Below are 19,779 nucleotides of genomic sequence, written 5' to 3'. Positions count from 1 at the left end.
TGATATATACCTCTATATAGTTAATGTGTGGAGGTAATGTGGTGATAGATAATCCAAAAGCAGCTAATAATCAGGATTATTTTGATAAAAGTAATCGTTTTTATTTGCGCTTAAAAGATAATTTTTTTAAAAATCTGAGCCCAGATAGTAAAGTATCTATAGATTCTGAAGATAAGAACGAAGAAGTTAGTATTGGTGATGATGAAGCGTGGTTTAAACACTTTTCTACTGAGGTTCCTAGTGAAGAAGGACAGGAAAAGTATAGATATGAAGTTAATGGCAGGTATGAATACAAGTATTCCAATAAGTACGATAGCAAAAATGTCGTAGGTGCAATTGCTCAGAAAATTGCAAAAGATGTAAAGGAAAGTATAAAAGACAATACTTTAGAATATATAGGAATTAAAGAAAGTAGAAAGAAAGGTAAGATTAAGCCTGCACTCAGAATTATGCTTGGCGATCCTACAAAATCAATAAATGTGGTTGATGTTTTAAATAGTGATCTATGCAGAAAATATGGTGTAGATGGAATTACATTATTACTGCCTAGTAAAAGCAAGTGTGAAACAAGGGGAATACGCTGCAGAGTTGATGAGAATGGAGTAAGAATTTATGAAGTAGCTAATGGCTCATATTATATGAATTTAAATTGGTATGTTGAGGGGAAAGAGTGTAAAATGAAAATTAGCATTAGCGATAATGGTTCTGTAGAGTTTATTGAAAGCAATGGTGTTACTTGGGATCAATTAGCTGCACATAAAGAAGTAAAAGTAGGAAGACAATATGAAGCGAAGACTTTATATGAAGCATTGTCATATTTAAAGCGAGAAGGCTCTGAAGTAATAAAAGGATTTTATCCTCCAACAAGTGTGGAAAGCATACAAATTACTACAGGGGTTAATAAGCAAGCAGCTCTTTCAAAGTCATAATTTTCGTTATTGATTGAAATGAAGCCTTTTGGGGACCAAAAGGCTTCATGATCGAAATTTTTGGAAAGATCTTTATTGGAAAATTCAGGGACAGGAATAACATTTTTAAGCTATCGTATAACTATCACTTGCTCGCTGGGAGCTCTATTTTTCATACCACTCATTTATGAGTTTATTGATATCAGAATCTATAAAATCCTTTAGTGGTTGACTGGTTTTTATCTCGGCATTTTTAGGGATACACCTATCTTTACATATTGCGTACTTTATATGAAAGTTAATATCAGCGTATTCCTGATTTGGAATGATATTGTTTTTAAAGGGAAATAACACCATATCTTCATATATGTTACTAACAAATGTAACTTCCCCAACTTTATCTTCATGTTCCTTGGGAGTAGGCCAATGAATATCTATATTTGATATGTTACCCTGACAGTCAAAGGAAGTAGGAAGGCCGAAATCTCCAGGGTCTTTGTAATATATATGCCAACCTGGTTTTATTGTAACCTTTATTGCGCCTTCAATGGTAAGGTTTGCTTTATTTATCTTACCAATGAGCAGATCAAATTTTGCAACTTCTTCTTCAGCGCACAATTGAGTGCAAGAAAAAAGTAAAAGTAGGATTGAGTATATACGTATTTTCATAAATACTCTATTTATGAAGAAAATAATTTAAGTTCTATCTATTATAATAAAAATATTATATAAATCATTTGTGTATCCGTTCAGCGGAGTGGCAGAATAAGGTAGACAAGGTGATCTAAAAAGATAATCATAGAGCAAAAGTGAGGTAATGTGGTAAACCTTTTAGAGCTTTGCAAAAATTTACAGCAAAAAATAGAAAAGTTAGAAGCAAAAATAGAAAAGCTGGAAAGGGAGAATGAAAGTTTAAAAGCAGAGAACAAGGCTTTAAAGATAGAGAACGCTGAATTAAAGGAAAGGCTTGGTTTAAACTCGAAAAATTCATCTCTACCAAGCTCTAGAGAGTTGTACAAAATAAAAAAGGACAAGCCAAAGAGCGACAGAAACGTTGGTGGTCAGGTTGGTCATAAAGGAAGTTTTCGCGCCAAAATGGATGCAGATGAGGTGATAAAAGTAAAGTTGTCATCTACTTGTGAATGCGGAGGAGGGATTGCAATATGCAATGGACCGTACATTCATCAAAAAGTTGATCTTCCGGAAATTAGGCCTTATGTAGTGGAATATCAGATGGAGCATGGTCGTTGCCGGAGATGCGGAAAAAGAAGAAGCAGTAAGTTACCAGAAGGTGTTACGTCAGATACATTTGGTCCAAGGGTTAAGTCAATAATTGCAGCGTTCAGCGGATTCTACAAAAATTCAAAACGCGAAATAGCGAGTGTCGTAAATGATATCTTCAATTTGAACATAAGCGTCGTTAGCATATCAAATAGTGAACATAGAGTTGCTTCAAAATGCAAAAAAATGTATGAGCAGATCGAACAAGAGATAAGTAGGAGTAAAGTTCTACATATTGATGAAACGAGCCATTATAACAAAGGTAAACTCGCTTGGTGTTGGATGTTTGCAAGCAATACGGCAAGTTTTGTGAAGTTGACAGAGTCAAGAGGAATGAAAGTTTTAAAAAATAACGCATGCTGCAATCATAATAGCTTAGTGGTAACCGACAGGTACGCAGTATACAATTACTTTGCTGATGAAAAAAGGCAAATCTGCTGGGCACACTTAGCAAGGGATTTTGAAAGATTAGCGCATAGTTGGAATATTGAAGTCAAAGTTCTTGGCTGTTACTTAAGAAATGTAGCTACTGAATTATTTGCACTAAAAAAGGCTTTGCTAAAAAATGAGATAGATGTTTTTAGATTTGCCAGACGTGCCAGAAAGTTGCGAAAACGTACAAGGTATTACTTGAAGGAAATATCCTACTTACCTGAAGCAATTGGAGCCTCTCGAGTTGCGAAAAATATTTTGAAATCTGAAAGAATGATGTGGAATTTTTTAGATGACCCAAAAAACATTCCGCTGACAAACAACCATGCTGAACAGCAGATACGGCATTATGTCGTTTACCGCAAAAATTCGTATTTTACACAATCAAAGCGGGGAAATGCATTCCTTGAACGGATAATTTCGTTATACTTAACATGGAAACAAAGGGGTCTCAATCCTTTCCAAAACCTCTTATCTATTGTTTCTTAAACCACTCTCCTGAACGGATACTCATTTGTTAATATAATATTATGCTAATACAAATATAGTAGCAATTATAACTTTCATATATTATTTTTTTATTTTTAAGCAGTTATAATATTAAAGAGACGTAACAAATATAAATAGTAGTGGCTTTGCATAGAAAGTCACAAATTTATTTCCTTTATAAATGTAAGACTTTTTAGAACTAGAAAGATACCTTGGAGCAAGTTGCTCCAAGGCTCTTGTTTACTTAGAATCCACCCATTCCGCCCATTGCTCCTGCACCCATAGGTGATGAAGCATTTTCTTCTTTGTTTGGTAGATCAACTATCATAGATTCAGTAGTAATAAGTGCGCTTGCTACAGACACTGCCGTTTCAAAAGCAATACGAACTACTTTTGCCGGATCAATTACACCAGCTGTTGATGCATTAGCGTAGTTCATAGCCTCAACGTTGTATATAAGCTCTTTATCATTCTGATTAATCAAATAGTCAATTATAACAGCAGATTCAAGACCAGCATTTTTAACCAATCTTTTGATTGGAGCACTGAGAACTTTTTTGACAATGTTGATACCTATTTGCTCTTCATCGCTTGAAGCTTTTAGCTTATCAAGAGCAGATGCAGCGTAAAGAAGTGCAACTCCACCACCGGGAACTATACCTTCTTCAATTGCAGCTCTTGTTGCGTGAAGTGCATCTTCAACTCTATCTCTGCGTTCTTTTACTTCTACTTCGGTTGCTCCACCAACTTTGAGCACAGCAACTCCGCCTGATAATTTCGCTAAACGCTCTCTCAGCTTTTCTTTATCATAATCAGAGGTTGAAGTTTCAATCTGAGATTTAATCTGGTTAACTCTAGCATCTACTCTGTTTTTTTTATCAGAGTCGCTGTCTTCACTAACAATTGTGGTATTGTCTTTAGTGATTTTAACATTTTTAGCAGTACCAAGATCTTCAAGAGTCAAATCTTCCATCTTGATTCCAAGCTCATCTTTTATGACATACTTAGCACCTGTTAAAGCTGCTATATCTTCGAGCATCTCCTTTCTCCTATCACCAAAACCTGGAGCTTTTACTGCAGCAACTTTTAGACCACGTAATTTGTTGATCACTAAAGTGCTTAATGCTTCACCTTCAACATCTTCTGCAATGATAAACAAAGGTTTACCAGACTTAAAAATAGCCTCAAGAATAGGAAGTAAAGGTTGAATAATATTAAGTTTTTTTTCTGTAATCAGCAAATATGGATCATCAAGTTCCACGCTCATCTTTTCATTATTTGTAACAAAGTATGGAGAGAGATAACCACGGTCAAACTGCATACCAGTTGTAAGTTCAACTTCTAATTCTTTTGAACCCTTACTCTCTTCAACAGTGATGACGCCTTCTTTTCCAACCTTTTTAACAGCATCAGCAATGCTATTACCAATATCTTTATCACCATTTGCAGAAATTATTGCAACTTGTGCAACTTCATCCATTTCCTCTAAAGAAATTGTGCGAGACATTGATGTAATCTCCTTTAATATCACATCTTTTGCCTTCTGTATTCCATTTTTGATACAAATACGATCATTTCCAGCTGCAATTGACTTTGAAGCTTCCATTATCATATTGCTAGTCAGTATTGAGCATGTTGTGGTACCATCACCAACTTTGTCATTACACTGAGAAGCACTTTGAGCAATGGTGCTTACTATCGCAGAGTGTAATGGTTTTTCAGGCTTTATACCTTTCATTACCTTATAGCCATCCTTTGTGACCTCTGGTCCACCATATGGCTTGCTAATTCCTACTGTATTTCCCCTAGGCCCTGCAGTTGCTCCCACCGTTGAGTCAACCATTGCTGCAACTTCACGAAAGGCTTCTTGCAACTGTTCGCCTGATACTACTATGTTAGCCATTTTTATCACTCCTTAAATTAATAAAAAATTTAGAATATTAAAATACATAATGCACTATATAGCGCATTAGTTTAGTAAAATAGGAATACCTACTTGATAACAGCAAGTAGGTCTGACTCCTTCATCACGACATACTTTTCATTATCATGCTCTACTTCTGTCCCAGCCCACTGCCTGTAGAAAACCTTATCACCAGTTTTTACAGTTAAAGCTATACGCTCTCCGCTTGAGTTGCGTGAACCACTACCAATTGCTATAACTTCACCTTTAGTAGGCTTCTTTTCAGCACTTGATGGTAGTACAATTCCACCTTGTTTTTCTTCAGTAATAGGCTTTATTAGCACGTTATCATCTAATACATTCAAATTTACACTTGACATTTATGTTTCCTCATTAATAGATTAACCTACAATTCTATGTAGTCATCTAAAGGTTACATTTCAAGGGTTGGAGTTAGTAAAAGTGTATAATTAAGGTTTGAACAGAAGTTTTATGGGTTACATACCGCTAGCAAACCGTAGTCTAATATCTTTATACGGACCAGATACGAGAGATTTTCTTCAGGGTGTTATAACAAATGATATTAATAAACTAAGTAGCCAGCAGGCAATTTACTCTTTATTACTCAACCCTCAGGGAAAATATCTGTACGATTTTTTCCTCATTGAGCATGATAAATATATTTATTTGGAGTGTGAAAATGCCCATCTACAGCAAATAATTGAAAAATTAGACTTGCTCAAAACTTACCTTAGAGTGAGGATTAAAGACATTAGTTCACTATATAAGGTTGGAGTTTTATTTGATGCTAAGTTGGCGAAGTGTAGTAGTAAGTCACAAGTTATTTTTCAAGATCCAAGGCACAAGCTGCTAGGAATGAGGATCATACATGAAGATGAAATAAAAGAACCGGTTGGAGATTTTATTCAGTATGAAAAAGTTAGAATTAAAAACCTTGTCCCAGATGGAGCAAAAGATATGGTGCAAAATTCATCATTTCCGCTGCAATATTTAATCGATAAGATAAATGGTATAAGCTTTAATAAAGGGTGCTATATAGGTCAGGAAGTTGTAAATCGAATGAGCAGACAAGAAAAATTCAGAAGGAAACTTTACCTTGTTGAGGGAAAAAATGCACTTCCAAATATTGGCACTAAAGTAATCAGTGAACATAATGAAGAAGTAGGAGAACTACGCTCTAGTGTCGACAATATTGGACTTGCATTGCTTAATACTGGAAAAAGCCACGCAAATTTATATGTCGGTGGAGTTAGCATTAAGACGTTATAAAATATCTATTCGGGTAAAAGCACCTTTTTCTTGTTTGAATGTTTGTGATACTAGTTAAATTCTTGACTTTCTTGCTTAAATGTATAATAATTAAAGTATATTATTAATTAGGAGAGTTTATTATGCAGTTAACAGAAGAACAAGAGAAATTATATCTTGATTTACAGACTTCAATAGACAAGAAAGAGGATATTACTGATCTTCTTAAACAAGTTAACATGTATAATTTTATTAGGGTTTTTAAGACTAATGGTACAAAGATAAAATACATCAATGAAGAAGAAAAGACTGAATCTATAGATCTAATCAAATATGCGGCTGTTATTGATAATGCTGAAGCCTTGAAAGCTATTTTTAATTATTGCAAAAAGAACAATATATTAGTTGTGGATGTATTCAATGATCAGAAAACCAATGTAGATTTATCAAGTGGTATAGAATTGTGTGAGGTACAGTTTGACGAAAGGAAGATGCTACTAGCGATTTTAAATCAGTTAAAAGAAGTTGGTGTTCTTGAAGAATTTCTCTCTGTTAATTACGATCTTCCTGAATCTTTACCTACTGCATATTATGAATCTTACCTTGAATGTTTGAATGAATCTGAGAGTGAAGAAATCAATATGGGACTTTTAGTCAATAAACTTTCTGATAAAGGTATATTGAAAGAGGTTATTTCAATTGAAGGATTGAAAAATAGATTAAAATCCAGTGATAATTACGATGCGTTGGAAAAAATTTATCGAGCTGAAAAGGAAATAGCAGCTAATAAAGCAATGAAATTTGGCGCTATTGGTGGTGTTGTAACTGCATTAGCAGTTGGTGGTGGACTTTTTGCTGCTGGTGTTGCATTGCCGATATTGGCGATAATTGGCATAGCTGTAGCTGCTGCTCTAGTAACAGGACTTATTGCTGGTGGTATTACATATGCAGTATCTACTAAGATAGAAAATCCTGACACATCAAGGTCGGCAACAGAACAAGGTTTGTCTCAGCCAAATTAAGTAAAAGGAAGAAAAGACTTCTTCCTTTTCTCCAAGTTTTTTACTTCGTTAGGTACCCTTAATCCTATTCAGGGTACCTAGATCTGATAATAGGTGTAACCATTGCTCGAACAGAAACAATGTTTTTAGCGTTGTTCTTTAAAGAATGACACTATTTTCCATTTGATTAGAAGCCCCTTTTTCTTGTTTTAGTTATTCACAAAATTGTTAATAACTAAGTTGATAACCTAGTAGAGTATATAATTTTACATTTCTGAGTACTTTGGAGATCTATAATAAATATGATCTCCAAATACTAATATATATATAATTGAGAATAAAAAAACTGTGGATAACTCTGAAAAAGATCAAAAAAGACATCAAAAAGAGTATGATTAGATTGAAATATTTACAGAAAAACTTACTCAATTGATAAATATCTTAACACTTTTTTGATAAAAGACAATATAGAGGGTCGTATTGGAGCTAAAAGATAAAATTTTTAAGTGCTTTTGAAGTGATACTTTAGGTATTTTTAAAGTAATACTTTTAAAGTATCAATTGAACATTTTTGAGCATTAATCTGGAGGTTCAACAGGCACTTTTTTATGCTGTTTGAGAAGAGCAAAAATTGAATTTCTCTTGTTGAAAGCTTGTGTTTCTTATATTTTCCATAATATACATTATGTAATTTTCGATACTAATAAAAATATCGTATCCGTTCAGGAGAGTGGTTTAAGAAACAATAGATAAGAGGTTTTGGAAAGGATTGAGACCCCTTTGTTTCCATGTTAAGTATAACGAAATTATCCGTTCAAGGAATGCATTTCCCCGCTTTGATTGTGTAAAATACGAATTTTTGCGGTAAACGACATAATGCCGTATCTGCTGTTCAGCATGGTTGTTTGTCAGCGGAATGTTTTTTGGGTCATCTAAAAAATTCCACATCATTCTTTCAGATTTCAAAATATTTTTCGCAACTCGAGAGGCTCCAATTGCTTCAGGTAAGTAGGATATTTCCTTCAAGTAATACCTTGTACGTTTTCGCAACTTTCTGGCACGTCTGGCAAATCTAAAAACATCTATCTCATTTTTTAGCAAAGCCTTTTTTAGTGCAAATAATTCAGTAGCTACATTTCTTAAGTAACAGCCAAGAACTTTGACTTCAATATTCCAACTATGCGCTAATCTTTCAAAATCCCTTGCTAAGTGTGCCCAGCAGATTTGCCTTTTTTCATCAGCAAAGTAATTGTATACTGCGTACCTGTCGGTTACCACTAAGCTATTATGATTGCAGCATGCGTTATTTTTTAAAACTTTCATTCCTCTTGACTCTGTCAACTTCACAAAACTTGCCGTATTGCTTGCAAACATCCAACACCAAGCGAGTTTACCTTTGTTATAATGGCTCGTTTCATCAATATGTAGAACTTTACTCCTACTTATCTCTTGTTCGATCTGCTCATACATTTTTTTGCATTTTGAAGCAACTCTATGTTCACTATTTGATATGCTAACGACGCTTATGTTCAAATTGAAGATATCATTTACGACACTCGCTATTTCGCGTTTTGAATTTTTGTAGAATCCGCTGAACGCTGCAATTATTGACTTAACCCTTGGACCAAATGTATCTGACGTAACACCTTCTGGTAACTTACTGCTTCTTCTTTTTCCGCATCTCCGGCAACGACCATGCTCCATCTGATATTCCACTACATAAGGCCTAATTTCCGGAAGATCAACTTTTTGATGAATGTACGGTCCATTGCATATTGCAATCCCTCCTCCGCATTCACAAGTAGATGACAACTTTACTTTTATCACCTCATCTGCATCCATTTTGGCGCGAAAACTTCCTTTATGACCAACCTGACCACCAACGTTTCTGTCGCTCTTTGGCTTGTCCTTTTTTATTTTGTACAACTCTCTAGAGCTTGGTAGAGATGAATTTTTCGAGTTTAAACCAAGCCTTTCCTTTAATTCAGCGTTCTCTATCTTTAAAGCCTTGTTCTCTGCTTTTAAACTTTCATTCTCCCTTTCCAGCTTTTCTATTTTTGCTTCTAACTTTTCTATTTTTTGCTGTAAATTTTTGCAAAGCTCTAAAAGGTTTACCACATTACCTCACTTTTGCTCTATGATTATCTTTTTAGATCACCTTGTCTACCTTATTCTGCCACTCCGCTGAACGGATACAAAATATCTGCCAATCTTTTAAACAACAACCTATCGAACCTCCGGATTAGTACTTAAAAGGAACTATTAAAGTACCTCTTTAAGTATTAAGAAGCACTTAAAATTTCAACCTTTAGCTCCAATACGACCCTCTATTTGTCTTTTCTTAAAAAGCGTTAAGATATTTATCAATTGAGTAAGTTTTTCTGTAAATATTTCAATCTAATCATACTCTTTTTGATGTCTTTTTTGATCTTTTTCAGAGTTATCAACAGTTTTTTTATTCTCAATTATATATAAAAAATTTGGAGAAAAGAGGAAGAAGTCTCTTCTTCCTTTTTTTACTTAACTACACTACCATACTTGCCGCTGTACTAGCTTTTTGTTCTGCATCAACGCTATCTAGCTTCTCACTAGGAACCTGCTTTGACATTGCATATGTAATACCAAAAACAACAAACCCTGTTGCTATAGCAACAGCTGCGCCAATAAAAGCCGATATTAGTAATGAAAGACCAGCAGCAGCAAAAAGTCCATTACCAACTCCCACTCCAGCCGTAATACCAACAATAGCACCAAATTTCATTGCTTTATTGCTTGTATTTATCTTCTGCCTTTTTTAAAAGCTGCTTTGATTCATCACGGGCATGTTTTCTTGCAGTCATTCCATAATGATCCTTTATAAAAAGATTAGCACCTGCATCTAGTAAAATTTGTGTTACCTCTTTGTCATGACTATTGTGCAAAGGAGTTTTTCCAAAAGAATCTCGTGCATTAACATTAGCACCTTTGTCTAATAGATATCGTATTAACTTCTTCTCCTCCTCCTCTAAGCAATCAAAATCTCCAACTATTACATGCAATAATGTAACTTTATATCTATACTCTCTTTTCTCTAAGCTAAATAGATGATTTATATCAAATTCTTCCTCCTTCCACCTTTGATATGTATCGCAAGCTTCCGTTGAAACGATAAAAAAGGGTGAAGTTACTGCTATTCACTTTTTGTATCTTTTTTAGCAAAAGCTTCCTCCCAAGTGCCTTGAGTTGCTGCACGGCTATACTCTGTTACTCTATTTTCAAAGAAATTTGTATGTTCCACGCCATTTAGTATTTCATCAAGCCACGGAATAGGGTTATCTTTAACATTATATATAGATTTAAGACCTAATTGCGTTAACCTTCTGTTTGCTATGTAACGTATATAATTGCGCACTTCCTCTGCAGATAGCCCTTCAACATCTCCTAAATCAAAAGCAAGACTTATAAATTCATCTTCAAGTTCAACAATAGTGCGACATGCAGAATATAATTCTTCTTTGAACTCGTCATTCCAAATTTCATTATTCTCTTTAATAAACGTATTGAACAAATTGATAATTGAATTGGTATGCAAGGTTTCGTCACGTGCTGACCAAGCAATTATTTGCCCCATACCTTTCATTTTTCCAAACCGTTGAAAATTGAGCAAAATTGCAAATGATGCAAATAACTGCAATCCTTCAGTGAAGGCACCAAATACTGCTAAAGTTTTAGCAACATGTTTTTTATCGTGCTTTTTACTTTCCTCAAATTCTAACATGTATTCATACTTCTTTCTCATAGCATCATATTTTAAGAATGCTTGATATTCACTTTCTGGTATGCCAATCGTATCTAGAAGGTATGAATAGGCTGCAATGTGTATAGTCTCCATATTGGAAAAGCTTGCAAGCATCATACATATTTCTGTTGGCTTAAATATATTTGAATAATGCCTCATATAGCAATTATTTACTTCAATATCTGCTTGAGTAAAAAACCTAAAAATCTGGGTCAATAAATTTTTCTCTACATTAGAAAGTTTAGTTTTCCAATCTTTCACATCATCAGCAAGCGGAACTTCTTCAGGTATCCAGTGTATCCTTTGTTGCTGCAACCATGCATCATATGCCCAAGGATAATTAAAAGGCTTGTATATTGGATCTGCTTCTAGCAACGACATAAGGTACCTAATTATTTTGAAGTAAATATTATATTAAATGATATTGAGAATCAGTCAATTTAACTTTTTTGAAATTTGACGACAGATAGTTTATCAGTGTATTATGATTTCAAATAACTAATTGACAAAATGCGAGTATTAATATTTTCTGTTTTGCTGTTTTCAGTAGGCTGCATGCACACTATCTATAATCACGGAGTTCCTGGCATTAATGTTGAACTGTGGAGCAAAATAAAAGTAGGTGATGATAGAGAAAAAGTGGTTCATACTTTAGGATTGCCAACATTAGTATCAAAGTTCGACGAAAATGTTTGGTACTATGTCTCATATAAAATTAAACAAGCTAACTTCTTGGGAAAAAGGAAGTACAGTAGTAAGTCTCTGCAAATTTCGTTTAATCAGAATGACGAAGTTACAGATATAAGAGAAATCAACGTTGCAGAAAGGTCTTTAGCTGTTGTTGATTGAAAATTTGCTGATCTATTTTTCATCACAAGTAACTAATTCAGGTAACGTAAATTCACCTATTTAGAATAAAATCTAACGTGACTTCGCGCCAAATGTGATGATGCTCAGCAGGTAAGCCAATTAACGGGCTACATTTATACACTGCACGCATTGCATTATCTGCTGCTGATCTAAAAAGAGGATTATTTTGATAAGAACTACTATCTGCTACGTTGGCTACAACGATCTCGCCTTTACTGGATAATAATAAGTTAATTTTTATACTAAAATTTTCTTTATAAACTATGCCCTCAGGAATGCTCCAACACTCTGTCAGTTTATCCCTTATAGAATTAATAATTTCTGTTACAGCCAATTCATCATCTTTGTTCTCAATATTTTTCTTATCTCTTATTTCATTTTTCACCTCTTTGATGTCTTCTCTTAGTTTTCTTTCTACACCCTTTTTTCTTTTGGGAATTGGAATACCCTCATCAATTTCCTGTATTTCAATAATTTGCCTCGGTTGTACTAACTCAACTAATTCTTTTTTTCTTTGTGGTATAGGAATAACTGATGAATCATTCGTTTGGGCTTTCATTGAAAAAAGCAAAAAACAACATAGAGACAAAAGAAGAATATAATTAAAATAGAGAGGGCGCATATGTTAAGCAGCTTGTTTTACTGGTTTAAAGCTAATATTGCACATAAAGTCAATATATTTCAGTTGACTTAAACTCAAATTTGCTACACTAATTTTATTATCTCTATAATATCATATGGTCAATATACTCTAAATGAGATGGAAAGATGAAGGTGTTATTATAGCTGTTAAAAAATACGGTGATAAAAATTTAATTCTTTCTCTATTTACAAAAAATCATGGAAAGTGCAGAGGATTAACTAGGTTAACAAACAATAGCAATTATAAGTTTCAAATAAGTAATCTATTACATGCAGAATGGAGTGCTAAGCTACCTGAAAATCTAGGTTTTTTAAAGTGCGAATTGATTGAATCTCCATTTCATCATTTCTTTCAAGATAGGTTAAAAAGCATTGCTATTGTTTCTTTCTCGTCTATATTAGAAAAAGTGCTTCCAGAAAGTGAATCCTGCATCAAGTTGTATGATAATTTTAGACACTTCATCGATGTAATAAAACATAATAGCCAGTTTTGGCAAAGTCATTACCTTAACTTAGAGCTTCTGCTTCTTACGCAACTTGGATTTAAGTTAGACCTATCAAAATGTGCTGTAACAGGTGTGAAAGAAAATCTACAATTTATTTCTCCAAAAACTGGTAGAGCAGTGTCAAAAAAAGTAGGTGACTGTTATGCAGATAAATTACTACCTTTTCCACAGATGTTGCATGATGTATACAATAACAACCTACAAAATAGCTACTCATATCAAGAATTCAGACTAGGGTTAAAAATTACAGGGTATTTTTTAAATAAATATCTATTTCTGCAGTTAAATGCGAAATTTCCGGAGTTGAGAAATTTTATGCTATCATTTGAATCTTAGTTACTACTTATTTAAAAGAACTTCAACCAGTAACCACTCTATTTCTACCACTGTTTTTTGCTTTATATAAATATTTGTCAGCACGTACTATAAATTTTTTAACATCATCAAGGTCAGATCTTTGCATTGCTGAAATTCCAATGCTCACAGTTAAATTATGGGTTGTATTTTTATCCACAAGTATAAAAGGTTCTTTGGCAATAATTTTCCTTATTCTCTCTGCAATAGTATACGCATCTGATACATTGGTATCTGGCATTACAACAACAAATTCCTCACCACCAAACCTAGCTAATAAATCTGTCACTCTGATATTTTCAGAAATTCTTTTCTGTATTTCCTTTAAAAGTTTATCTCCAGCATTATGCCCAAAGTTATCATTCACCATCTTAAAATAATCTATATCAAGTATCATAAGAGATAAACTTCTATCTTTTTCCACAGAATCCTTAACAATATTTCTTAAGTGTGCATCAAAATATCTTCTATTATAACAGTTAGTTAATGGATCCTTTATAGACATTTCCACATTATTAAATAAATTCATTCTCAAGGCATCTTGATACCTTTTGCGTTTCACTTGCAAATTAACCCTAGCTATTAATTCACTCTCATCTAAAGGTACTGTTAAATAATCATTAGCACCTACATCAAGTGCCTTTACTAAATTGCTTTTATCATAATCTTCAGAAAGGATCAGAATTGGTGTATAACGTGTTTCTACTTTACTACGAAACTTAGAACACAACCGTAGGCCGTCAGTTTTTGAAAACTGCATGTCAGAAATAATCAGGTCGTAATTATCCTTAATACCAACCTTTAATGCTTCTTTTGGATCGTGCAGTATTTTAATTGATCTGAAGCGTTGCTTTAGAACATTGTGTATCTGCTCTGCTTGAAAGGTGTCCTCATCTACAACAAGTATGTTAGCATCAAAAATCTGATTAGAATAATCCATAATACTGCTTTCTGCTACTCCACCAATCTCAGCATTAGTTTCTCCTCTCAAGCACAACTCATCTATTATCATTTTTAAGCGCACAAGAGACTTAATTCTTGCAGATAAAGCAGTTTCATCTATCGGCTTAGTTAGAAAGTCATCCGCACCAGCATTAATTCCTTCCACTCTATCATGAGTGTCATGCAGCGCAGTTACCATAATTATTGGAATATAAGTCGTTAAGGGATCATTCTTTAGCTTCTTACAAACCTCAAAACCACTCATTTTTGGCATCATGACATCAAGTAAGATAATATCTGGCTGCTGTTCCGCTACTAAATCTATCGCCTCCTCGCCATCATAAGCTACAATAACTGTATAGTACTCTGCTTTTAGCTGAGCCTCCAAAAGCTTAACATTAGATGGTATATCATCTACTACTAGGATTTTTGCTGTCATTTTTTGTACTATCTACATTGTAAGTAGGATAAAGCTTGCCATCTTCACCAATTATGTAATTGACTTTTTCAACGTTATGCTCTTCATATAATTCTTTAATTCCGGTATCCTTCAACAATTTCCTAACTCTTGATTTTACAACCCAGAAATACCTATATATATTTTTAATAAGATTAAGAAATACAGGTACTTTACTTTTATCAAGAACAATTATACTCACTAAAGCTACAACTAAAACTTCTGACAGACCTATATTAAACATTTTTCCTATGAAGCAAGTATTTTAACTCTTCTGATTATGAGTATTAATTTACTTAAATCAAGTTTATAAGCGACCATCTCATCTAAAAAGCTATTGTAGCGCTCTATATAATCCTTATCATTAATAGCCCAAGTTTGAACCTTGTCTACATGATTATCAGTAGCTTTTATAACTTTAACAGCTAGCTTATGTTGATAATTGCTTAAATCATCTAATAAATCATTAATTAAGCTGCGATCCCAATAGGAAGAATGGCTTTTCATCTTGCCAGCAACTGTTCTAATCATATCAAATCTTAGCAGCGACTTTAATTCAAAGTATATTCTACCAGCCTCAAGGATGGACAAAGATGTCTGCTCAGCAACAGATATAACGTCCAGCGCATAAATAAGAATACGTAGATCAGCAACCCTTTTTGCTAGATCTTTATTTATGTTAAGCTCTAACAAAGAAGCTAATCCATGATTATAGACCTCTAATAGGTGCTCATCTAAAATATCATGGCCTAAAGTTTCAATTGCACCCCTAAATTTTGTAACACCATCTAGTTCTACAAGATTAAGCTTACCAAGATTTTTTACTAACCAAAATGATACCCTACCAATAAATTTTTGCACACTTCTCACTACTTGCAAATATGAATCAACATCAATTTTTCCATCCAATTCATCAATTTTCTGCCAAAGGCTAGTTAAATTATATAGGTGATTAACAACGATATATATGTTAACTGCTTCATGTACTTTAATTCCAGTACTCTCAACCAAATTATTAATAAATATACAGCCCATCCTATTTACTACATCGTTTGTAATGCAAGTAGAAATAATTTCCCTACAAAGTTGGTGTTTCAATATGGAATCCTTGAACTCTGTTACCATCCTTTGTGGAAAGTAATTTAGTAAGTAATCACGGCACAAAAAATCTTTTTCAGGTAGCTCAGAGTGTATAACTTCATTTTTTATTGCTGTTCTTGCATAAGACATCAGAACAGAAAGCTGAGGAGAACAGAAACCTTCTCCATCAGTTAACATTCTTGCTACCTCTTCTTCAGCTGGAAGAAATTCTACATCTCGGTTTAGCAGCCCAAATTTCTCTAAACTGAGTAATAATTTATGGTGCTGCTCCAACTTTTCTTTAGCTTGCAAGCACTCAAGAAGCAATGCTTTTGTTTCAATCCTGTTATGGTTTTCAAGTACCTTAGATGCAACTTCATCTATCATGCTAGCCAGTATTTCATTCCTTTTTTCCAAGGAAATTCCCCCTTCTTTCATAATTGCAACAAAAGCAATCTTGATGTTAACTTCAAGATCAGAACATATTACTCCTGCTGAATTATCAATAAAATCTGCATTGATATACCCACCTATTTTAGCGTATTCTACCCTTCCAAGCTGCGTGCAACCAAGGTTGCCACCCTCTATAAACATAGAAGCTCTAATATCATGACCGTTTACTCTTAATTCATCATTTGCTTTATCGCCAACCATGCCATGGCTTTCACTTTTTGCCTTAACAAAGGTGCCAATTCCTCCATTCCATATGAAATCCACTTTTGCCTTGAGCAAATATCGAATCAAATCATTTGGAGATAATGTATCTTCCGTTATATCAAAGCACTTTTTCATTTCTTGAGAAATTTCTACTTGTTTGCTACTACGTTCAAATACCCCGCCACCATGAGAAATCAAATCTCTATTGTAATCCATCCAAGTGGAAAACGGTAATTCAAAGAGCCGTTTACGCTCCACGAAACTCTTTTCCGCATCAGGATTTGGATCAACAAAAATATGCATATGATTAAATGCTCCAATTAAACTCATATTTCTTGAAAGCAGCATGCCGTTCCCAAATAGATCGCCAGCCATATCTCCAATTCCAATAACAGTTGTATCCTGGTAAATATCCTTATTCATTCTCCAAAAATGGCGTTGTGCTGCAATCCATGCACCTCTTGCTGTAATACCCATCTTTTTGTGGTCATAACCTGCTGATCCACCAGATGCAAATGCATCTTCGAGCCAAAAGTTACATTCAGAGGATATTTCGTTTGCATAATCAGAAAATGAAGCAGTGCCTTTATCTGCTGCAACTACCAAATATGGATCATCTTCGTCATACCTAATCACATTTTCTGGTGGAGTTATTTTGCCATCAACTACATTATCAGTAATATCAAGCATTCCTCTGATGAAATTCTTATAGCATTCAACACCTTTCTCCCTTAAAATGTTTTTGTCTTTATAAACTTGCTTTATTACAAACCCACCCTTTGCGCCAACAGGTACAATGACCGCATTTTTTGTCATCTGGGCTTTCATGAGTCCCAAAACTTCAGTGCGAAAATCTTCCGTTCTATCCGACCATCTCAAACCACCACGAGCCAACTTCCCTCCTCTTAGATGTATTCCCTCAAAAAGGTTTGAATAAACATACAATTCACGGTATGGGCGCGGGTCAGGTAAACCATTTATTTTACTTGAATCAAATTTGATAGATAAGTATGGCTTATCATCTTGATAATAACTGGTTCTCAAAATTGCCATTATCAAGTTAAATATCGAACGCAAAACGTAATCATGTGAAACGTTGCTGATCTCTTTTAGTAGTTCTTCAATTTTTTCTATCAAAATGCTAGTAGTTTCTGCCCTATCAATATCTATTTTAGTATCAAATCTTGAATGAAATAATTCTACTAAATACCTTACTACTTTTGGATACTCTGATACTACTTTCTGGATATATTCTGGGTTATAGCTAAATGATGTCTGCTTTAGGTAGGCGCTTAGCGCTCTAATCAGAAGCACTTCCTTCCACTCGAGCCCAGCAATAATGATCAAGCTGTTAAAATAGTCATTTTTTATTTCCTTGCTGAACACTTTTACAAGTGTTACCTCAAACTGCTCTTTTAAAGTAATGTTGTCTATTAATTCATCAACTCTTGACAACACAAAATGATGTATCCATATTCCACCGTTGATTTCTATATAATAACCATTATGAGATAGAATCTTAGCCCCTAAATTCTTAGTAACCTTTAATATCTTTGACAATTCAAGGCCTCCGTTGCTTGGAGTATAAACCTTCAATTGATAGTTGAGATTGTCACGAGTAAGCCTCAAATCAACTTCACTGACTTTTTTCTTTCTCACTATCTCCAATTTTTTCATATCATAATACGCATCATGAGGTTCAAAATTCTCTTGATAACTTATCGGAAATGCCTTGCAATAGCGGATAAATATATCCTCAACAGTGCTAAAAGTATTATATAAATCGTCTATAAAACGATCTTCCCACTTTTCTGTAATGTTTCTTAACTTGTTTTCGATACGCAAAACTTCATCATCAAAAACGCTAGCGCTTTTGGTTCTTAGCACCACGTGTAATTTCATCAAATCATATTCATTGATAATGTGATTGTTATAAATATCTGAACTTTCTGCATTCGTTTCATCTTTCAATATATCGCGTATCTTAAACATTAGTCTTGCACTAGCATAACGCATCGGTATCAATACTATGCAACTAATAAAGTTCCCTACCTTTCTCAAAAATAATTTGACTCTTGGTCTAATCGCAAGAGACATGATCGAGGTGCAAATTTCAAATAACTCGTCTTCATTTGATTGGAATAATTCGTCACAAGAAAATGCCTGTAAAATGGAAATTAAAGCTTTATTGTTATGGCCACCAGGAACAAATCCTGCCTTTTTTTCTATTGTTGTAACCTTATCCTTTATTAACGGAATAGTTCGAATATCTTGAACTTCTGCTATAGAAGTAAATAGCCCAAAAAAATGCTGTTCCCTTATTACATCACCCTGATCATTAAATTCTTTCACTCCTATACAATTCATATAGGTACGCCGATGAACTATTGAGATTAGGTCTGATCTTAGTATGTATAAAGAATTCAAGCTTTCAGAAAAAATTGATGAATTTTGGTACTCTTCACTTGCTCTCATTAACCCGAGGCTCTCCTTACCACTTAGAGCAAGCTTTCCTTCTTTATTAGTAATGTATTCTTGATAACCTAAAAATACAAAATTGTTATTTTTCAACCAAGCTAGAAAATCTCTGCCTCCAGCATCCAATGCCGGATGCTCAAGAAGCTTCTTGAGCATCAATTGCCAGTCCTTTACAACGCAGTTAACTGCTTTTAGCGTCTTTCGTAGAGATTCTTCTAGTGTATCAACAAAGCTACCACTTATGCCTTTAATAATTACATATATTACTGACTCTTTGATTCCATTACTTTCTTCCAAAAGATGAATTTTATCTATTAGGCTATTTTTTCTTTGAACATTAATTATGCTGTTACTATAATAGCATATAGTTAAACCGTGTGACTTAATAGTGGAAATGACAGAATCCACTAAAAAGGGCATGTCATAATTTGTGATTTTAATTATAGTGAAATTGCCTTCTATTCCTGAAATATCATTTACATTACTTACTGCCAATTTACTTTCTTCTTTTTCTTTTTTAAGAATGAAGTTGTATGCATCTTCTGCAATGTATAAAAGAAATTTATCGTTGACTTTTAGGTCACTATTATAAACAAAATTATAAAAGTACTGTATAAACTCTTTAATTTTTGCTTTCTCTTTTTTATTCCCTTGATCAACTAGCTTAAATAAAGACTCAACATTAACATTATGATTTATACACATTTTTCAAAACAAAAATACACAGCGAAT

17 protein-coding genes are annotated in these 19,779 nt (G+C 33.9%); 6 read left to right on the top strand and 11 right to left on the bottom strand.

Annotated elements, in window-relative coordinates; genetic code table 11:
- The first annotated feature begins 38 nt into the window (after nucleotides 1–38).
- Entirely contained in the window at nucleotides 39–929 is an 891-nt protein-coding gene (locus ONG75_RS01505; RefSeq protein ID WP_264375583.1) for a hypothetical protein, read from the top strand.
- A 144-nt stretch (nucleotides 930–1,073) separates the two neighbouring features.
- Here ONG75_RS01505 and ONG75_RS01500 read toward each other — a convergent pair whose 3' ends face one another.
- Nucleotides 1,074–1,577, bottom strand: a complete 504-nt coding sequence (locus ONG75_RS01500) for a protein-disulfide reductase DsbD domain-containing protein (RefSeq protein ID WP_319606826.1) — start codon at nucleotides 1,575–1,577, stop codon at nucleotides 1,074–1,076.
- 150 nt (nucleotides 1,578–1,727) lie between these two features.
- Here ONG75_RS01500 and tnpC (ONG75_RS01495) point away from each other — a divergent pair, with 150 nt between their 5' ends.
- A complete protein-coding gene (gene tnpC, locus ONG75_RS01495; RefSeq protein WP_264375454.1) occupies nucleotides 1,728–3,110 on the top strand; it encodes an IS66 family transposase in 1,383 nt (460 codons plus the stop codon).
- A gap of 244 nt (nucleotides 3,111–3,354) precedes the next feature.
- On the opposite strand, the gene groL is transcribed toward tnpC (ONG75_RS01495), so the two are convergent.
- Entirely contained in the window at nucleotides 3,355–5,013 is a 1,659-nt protein-coding gene (gene groL / locus ONG75_RS01490) for a chaperonin GroEL (RefSeq protein WP_264375581.1), read from the bottom strand.
- Between the two features lie 89 nt (nucleotides 5,014–5,102).
- Entirely contained in the window at nucleotides 5,103–5,393 is a 291-nt protein-coding gene (locus tag ONG75_RS01485) for a co-chaperone GroES (protein WP_007302813.1), read from the bottom strand.
- Between the two features lie 112 nt (nucleotides 5,394–5,505).
- Here ONG75_RS01485 and ygfZ point away from each other — a divergent pair, with 112 nt between their 5' ends.
- Both ygfZ and ONG75_RS01470 read left to right on the top strand, forming a co-directional pair.
- Nucleotides 5,506–6,303 carry a CAF17-like 4Fe-4S cluster assembly/insertion protein YgfZ gene (ygfZ, locus tag ONG75_RS01475; protein ID WP_006012580.1) on the top strand — a complete coding sequence of 266 codons (798 nt, stop codon included), beginning with the start codon at nucleotides 5,506–5,508 and terminating at the stop codon, nucleotides 6,301–6,303.
- A gap of 122 nt (nucleotides 6,304–6,425) precedes the next feature.
- Nucleotides 6,426–7,304, top strand: coding sequence for a hypothetical protein (locus ONG75_RS01470; protein ID WP_264375580.1), 879 nt, complete (start codon nucleotides 6,426–6,428; stop codon nucleotides 7,302–7,304).
- Nucleotides 7,305–8,018: 714 nt separating this feature from the next.
- Here ONG75_RS01470 and tnpC (ONG75_RS01465) read toward each other — a convergent pair.
- From tnpC (ONG75_RS01465) to ONG75_RS01450, 4 genes are all read right to left on the bottom strand, one after another.
- Entirely contained in the window at nucleotides 8,019–9,401 is a 1,383-nt protein-coding gene (gene tnpC, locus ONG75_RS01465; protein ID WP_264375454.1) for an IS66 family transposase, read from the bottom strand.
- A 406-nt stretch (nucleotides 9,402–9,807) separates the two neighbouring features.
- Nucleotides 9,808–10,044, bottom strand: a complete 237-nt coding sequence (locus tag ONG75_RS01460) for a hypothetical protein (protein WP_264375579.1) — start codon at nucleotides 10,042–10,044, stop codon at nucleotides 9,808–9,810.
- 4 nt (nucleotides 10,045–10,048) lie between these two features.
- On the bottom strand, nucleotides 10,049–10,321 hold the full coding sequence (locus ONG75_RS01455) for an ankyrin repeat domain-containing protein (protein ID WP_264375578.1): 273 nt from the start codon (nucleotides 10,319–10,321) through the stop codon (nucleotides 10,049–10,051).
- Between the two features lie 131 nt (nucleotides 10,322–10,452).
- Nucleotides 10,453–11,442, bottom strand: a complete 990-nt coding sequence (locus tag ONG75_RS01450; RefSeq protein ID WP_264375577.1) for a ribonucleotide-diphosphate reductase subunit beta — start codon at nucleotides 11,440–11,442, stop codon at nucleotides 10,453–10,455.
- Between the two features lie 129 nt (nucleotides 11,443–11,571).
- On the opposite strand from ONG75_RS01450, the gene ONG75_RS01445 reads away from it, so the two are divergent.
- A complete protein-coding gene (locus tag ONG75_RS01445; RefSeq protein ID WP_029237605.1) occupies nucleotides 11,572–11,910 on the top strand; it encodes an outer membrane protein assembly factor BamE in 339 nt (112 codons plus the stop codon).
- 52 nt (nucleotides 11,911–11,962) lie between these two features.
- Here ONG75_RS01445 and ONG75_RS01440 read toward each other — a convergent pair whose 3' ends face one another.
- A complete protein-coding gene (locus ONG75_RS01440) occupies nucleotides 11,963–12,490 on the bottom strand; it encodes a hypothetical protein (RefSeq protein ID WP_010401890.1) in 528 nt (175 codons plus the stop codon).
- 196 nt (nucleotides 12,491–12,686) lie between these two features.
- Here ONG75_RS01440 and recO point away from each other — a divergent pair, with 196 nt between their 5' ends.
- Nucleotides 12,687–13,415 (top strand): DNA repair protein RecO, encoded by a 729-nt coding sequence (gene recO / locus ONG75_RS01435; RefSeq protein WP_007302913.1) that lies wholly within the window; start codon nucleotides 12,687–12,689, stop codon nucleotides 13,413–13,415.
- Between the two features lie 22 nt (nucleotides 13,416–13,437).
- On the opposite strand, the gene ONG75_RS01430 is transcribed toward recO, so the two are convergent.
- From ONG75_RS01430 to ONG75_RS01420, 3 genes are read right to left on the bottom strand one after another with little or no spacing between them, the layout of a single operon-like run.
- Nucleotides 13,438–14,814, bottom strand: a complete 1,377-nt coding sequence (locus ONG75_RS01430; RefSeq protein ID WP_264375576.1) for a PleD family two-component system response regulator — start codon at nucleotides 14,812–14,814, stop codon at nucleotides 13,438–13,440.
- Complete coding sequence (gene tatB, locus ONG75_RS01425; protein ID WP_010401887.1) at nucleotides 14,786–15,076, bottom strand: Sec-independent protein translocase subunit TatB; 291 nt, start codon at nucleotides 15,074–15,076, stop codon at nucleotides 14,786–14,788. The genes ONG75_RS01430 and tatB overlap by 29 nt, the downstream gene beginning before the upstream one ends.
- A gap of 5 nt (nucleotides 15,077–15,081) precedes the next feature.
- The gene (locus ONG75_RS01420; protein ID WP_264375575.1) at nucleotides 15,082–19,752 is read right to left on the bottom strand and encodes an NAD-glutamate dehydrogenase; all 4,671 of its coding nucleotides are present in this window, start codon (nucleotides 19,750–19,752) and stop codon (nucleotides 15,082–15,084) included.
- Between the last annotated feature and the right edge of the window lie 27 nt (nucleotides 19,753–19,779).

Origin of the sequence: Wolbachia endosymbiont (group B) of Sphaerophoria taeniata (genome assembly GCF_947179355.1) — a bacterium.
Classification (GTDB): Bacteria; Pseudomonadota; Alphaproteobacteria; order Rickettsiales; family Anaplasmataceae; genus Wolbachia.
The sequence above is the reverse complement of the archived record's forward strand: the minus strand, read 5'-3'. Positions and strand labels throughout refer to the sequence as shown.

What these genes read in the sequence shown, in the direction of transcription:
- groL (WP_264375581.1), bottom strand. Translation starts at nt 5,013, where the DNA reads ATGGCTAACATAGTAGTATCAGGCGAACAGTTGCAAGAAGCCTTTCGT.
- ONG75_RS01500 (WP_319606826.1), bottom strand. Translation starts at nt 1,577, where the DNA reads ATGAAAATACGTATATACTCAATCCTACTTTTACTTTTTTCTTGCACT.
- ONG75_RS01470 (WP_264375580.1), top strand. Translation starts at nt 6,426, where the DNA reads ATGCAGTTAACAGAAGAACAAGAGAAATTATATCTTGATTTACAGACT.
- ONG75_RS01420 (WP_264375575.1), bottom strand. Translation starts at nt 19,752, where the DNA reads ATGTGTATAAATCATAATGTTAATGTTGAGTCTTTATTTAAGCTAGTT.
- recO (WP_007302913.1), top strand. Translation starts at nt 12,687, where the DNA reads ATGAGATGGAAAGATGAAGGTGTTATTATAGCTGTTAAAAAATACGGT.
- ONG75_RS01440 (WP_010401890.1), bottom strand. Translation starts at nt 12,490, where the DNA reads ATGAAAGCCCAAACGAATGATTCATCAGTTATTCCTATACCACAAAGA.
- tatB (WP_010401887.1), bottom strand. Translation starts at nt 15,076, where the DNA reads ATGTTTAATATAGGTCTGTCAGAAGTTTTAGTTGTAGCTTTAGTGAGT.
- ONG75_RS01450 (WP_264375577.1), bottom strand. Translation starts at nt 11,442, where the DNA reads ATGTCGTTGCTAGAAGCAGATCCAATATACAAGCCTTTTAATTATCCT.
- ONG75_RS01460 (WP_264375579.1), bottom strand. Translation starts at nt 10,044, where the DNA reads ATGAAATTTGGTGCTATTGTTGGTATTACGGCTGGAGTGGGAGTTGGT.
- ONG75_RS01430 (WP_264375576.1), bottom strand. Translation starts at nt 14,814, where the DNA reads ATGACAGCAAAAATCCTAGTAGTAGATGATATACCATCTAATGTTAAG.
- ONG75_RS01485 (WP_007302813.1), bottom strand. Translation starts at nt 5,393, where the DNA reads ATGTCAAGTGTAAATTTGAATGTATTAGATGATAACGTGCTAATAAAG.
- ONG75_RS01445 (WP_029237605.1), top strand. Translation starts at nt 11,572, where the DNA reads ATGCGAGTATTAATATTTTCTGTTTTGCTGTTTTCAGTAGGCTGCATG.
- ygfZ (WP_006012580.1), top strand. Translation starts at nt 5,506, where the DNA reads ATGGGTTACATACCGCTAGCAAACCGTAGTCTAATATCTTTATACGGA.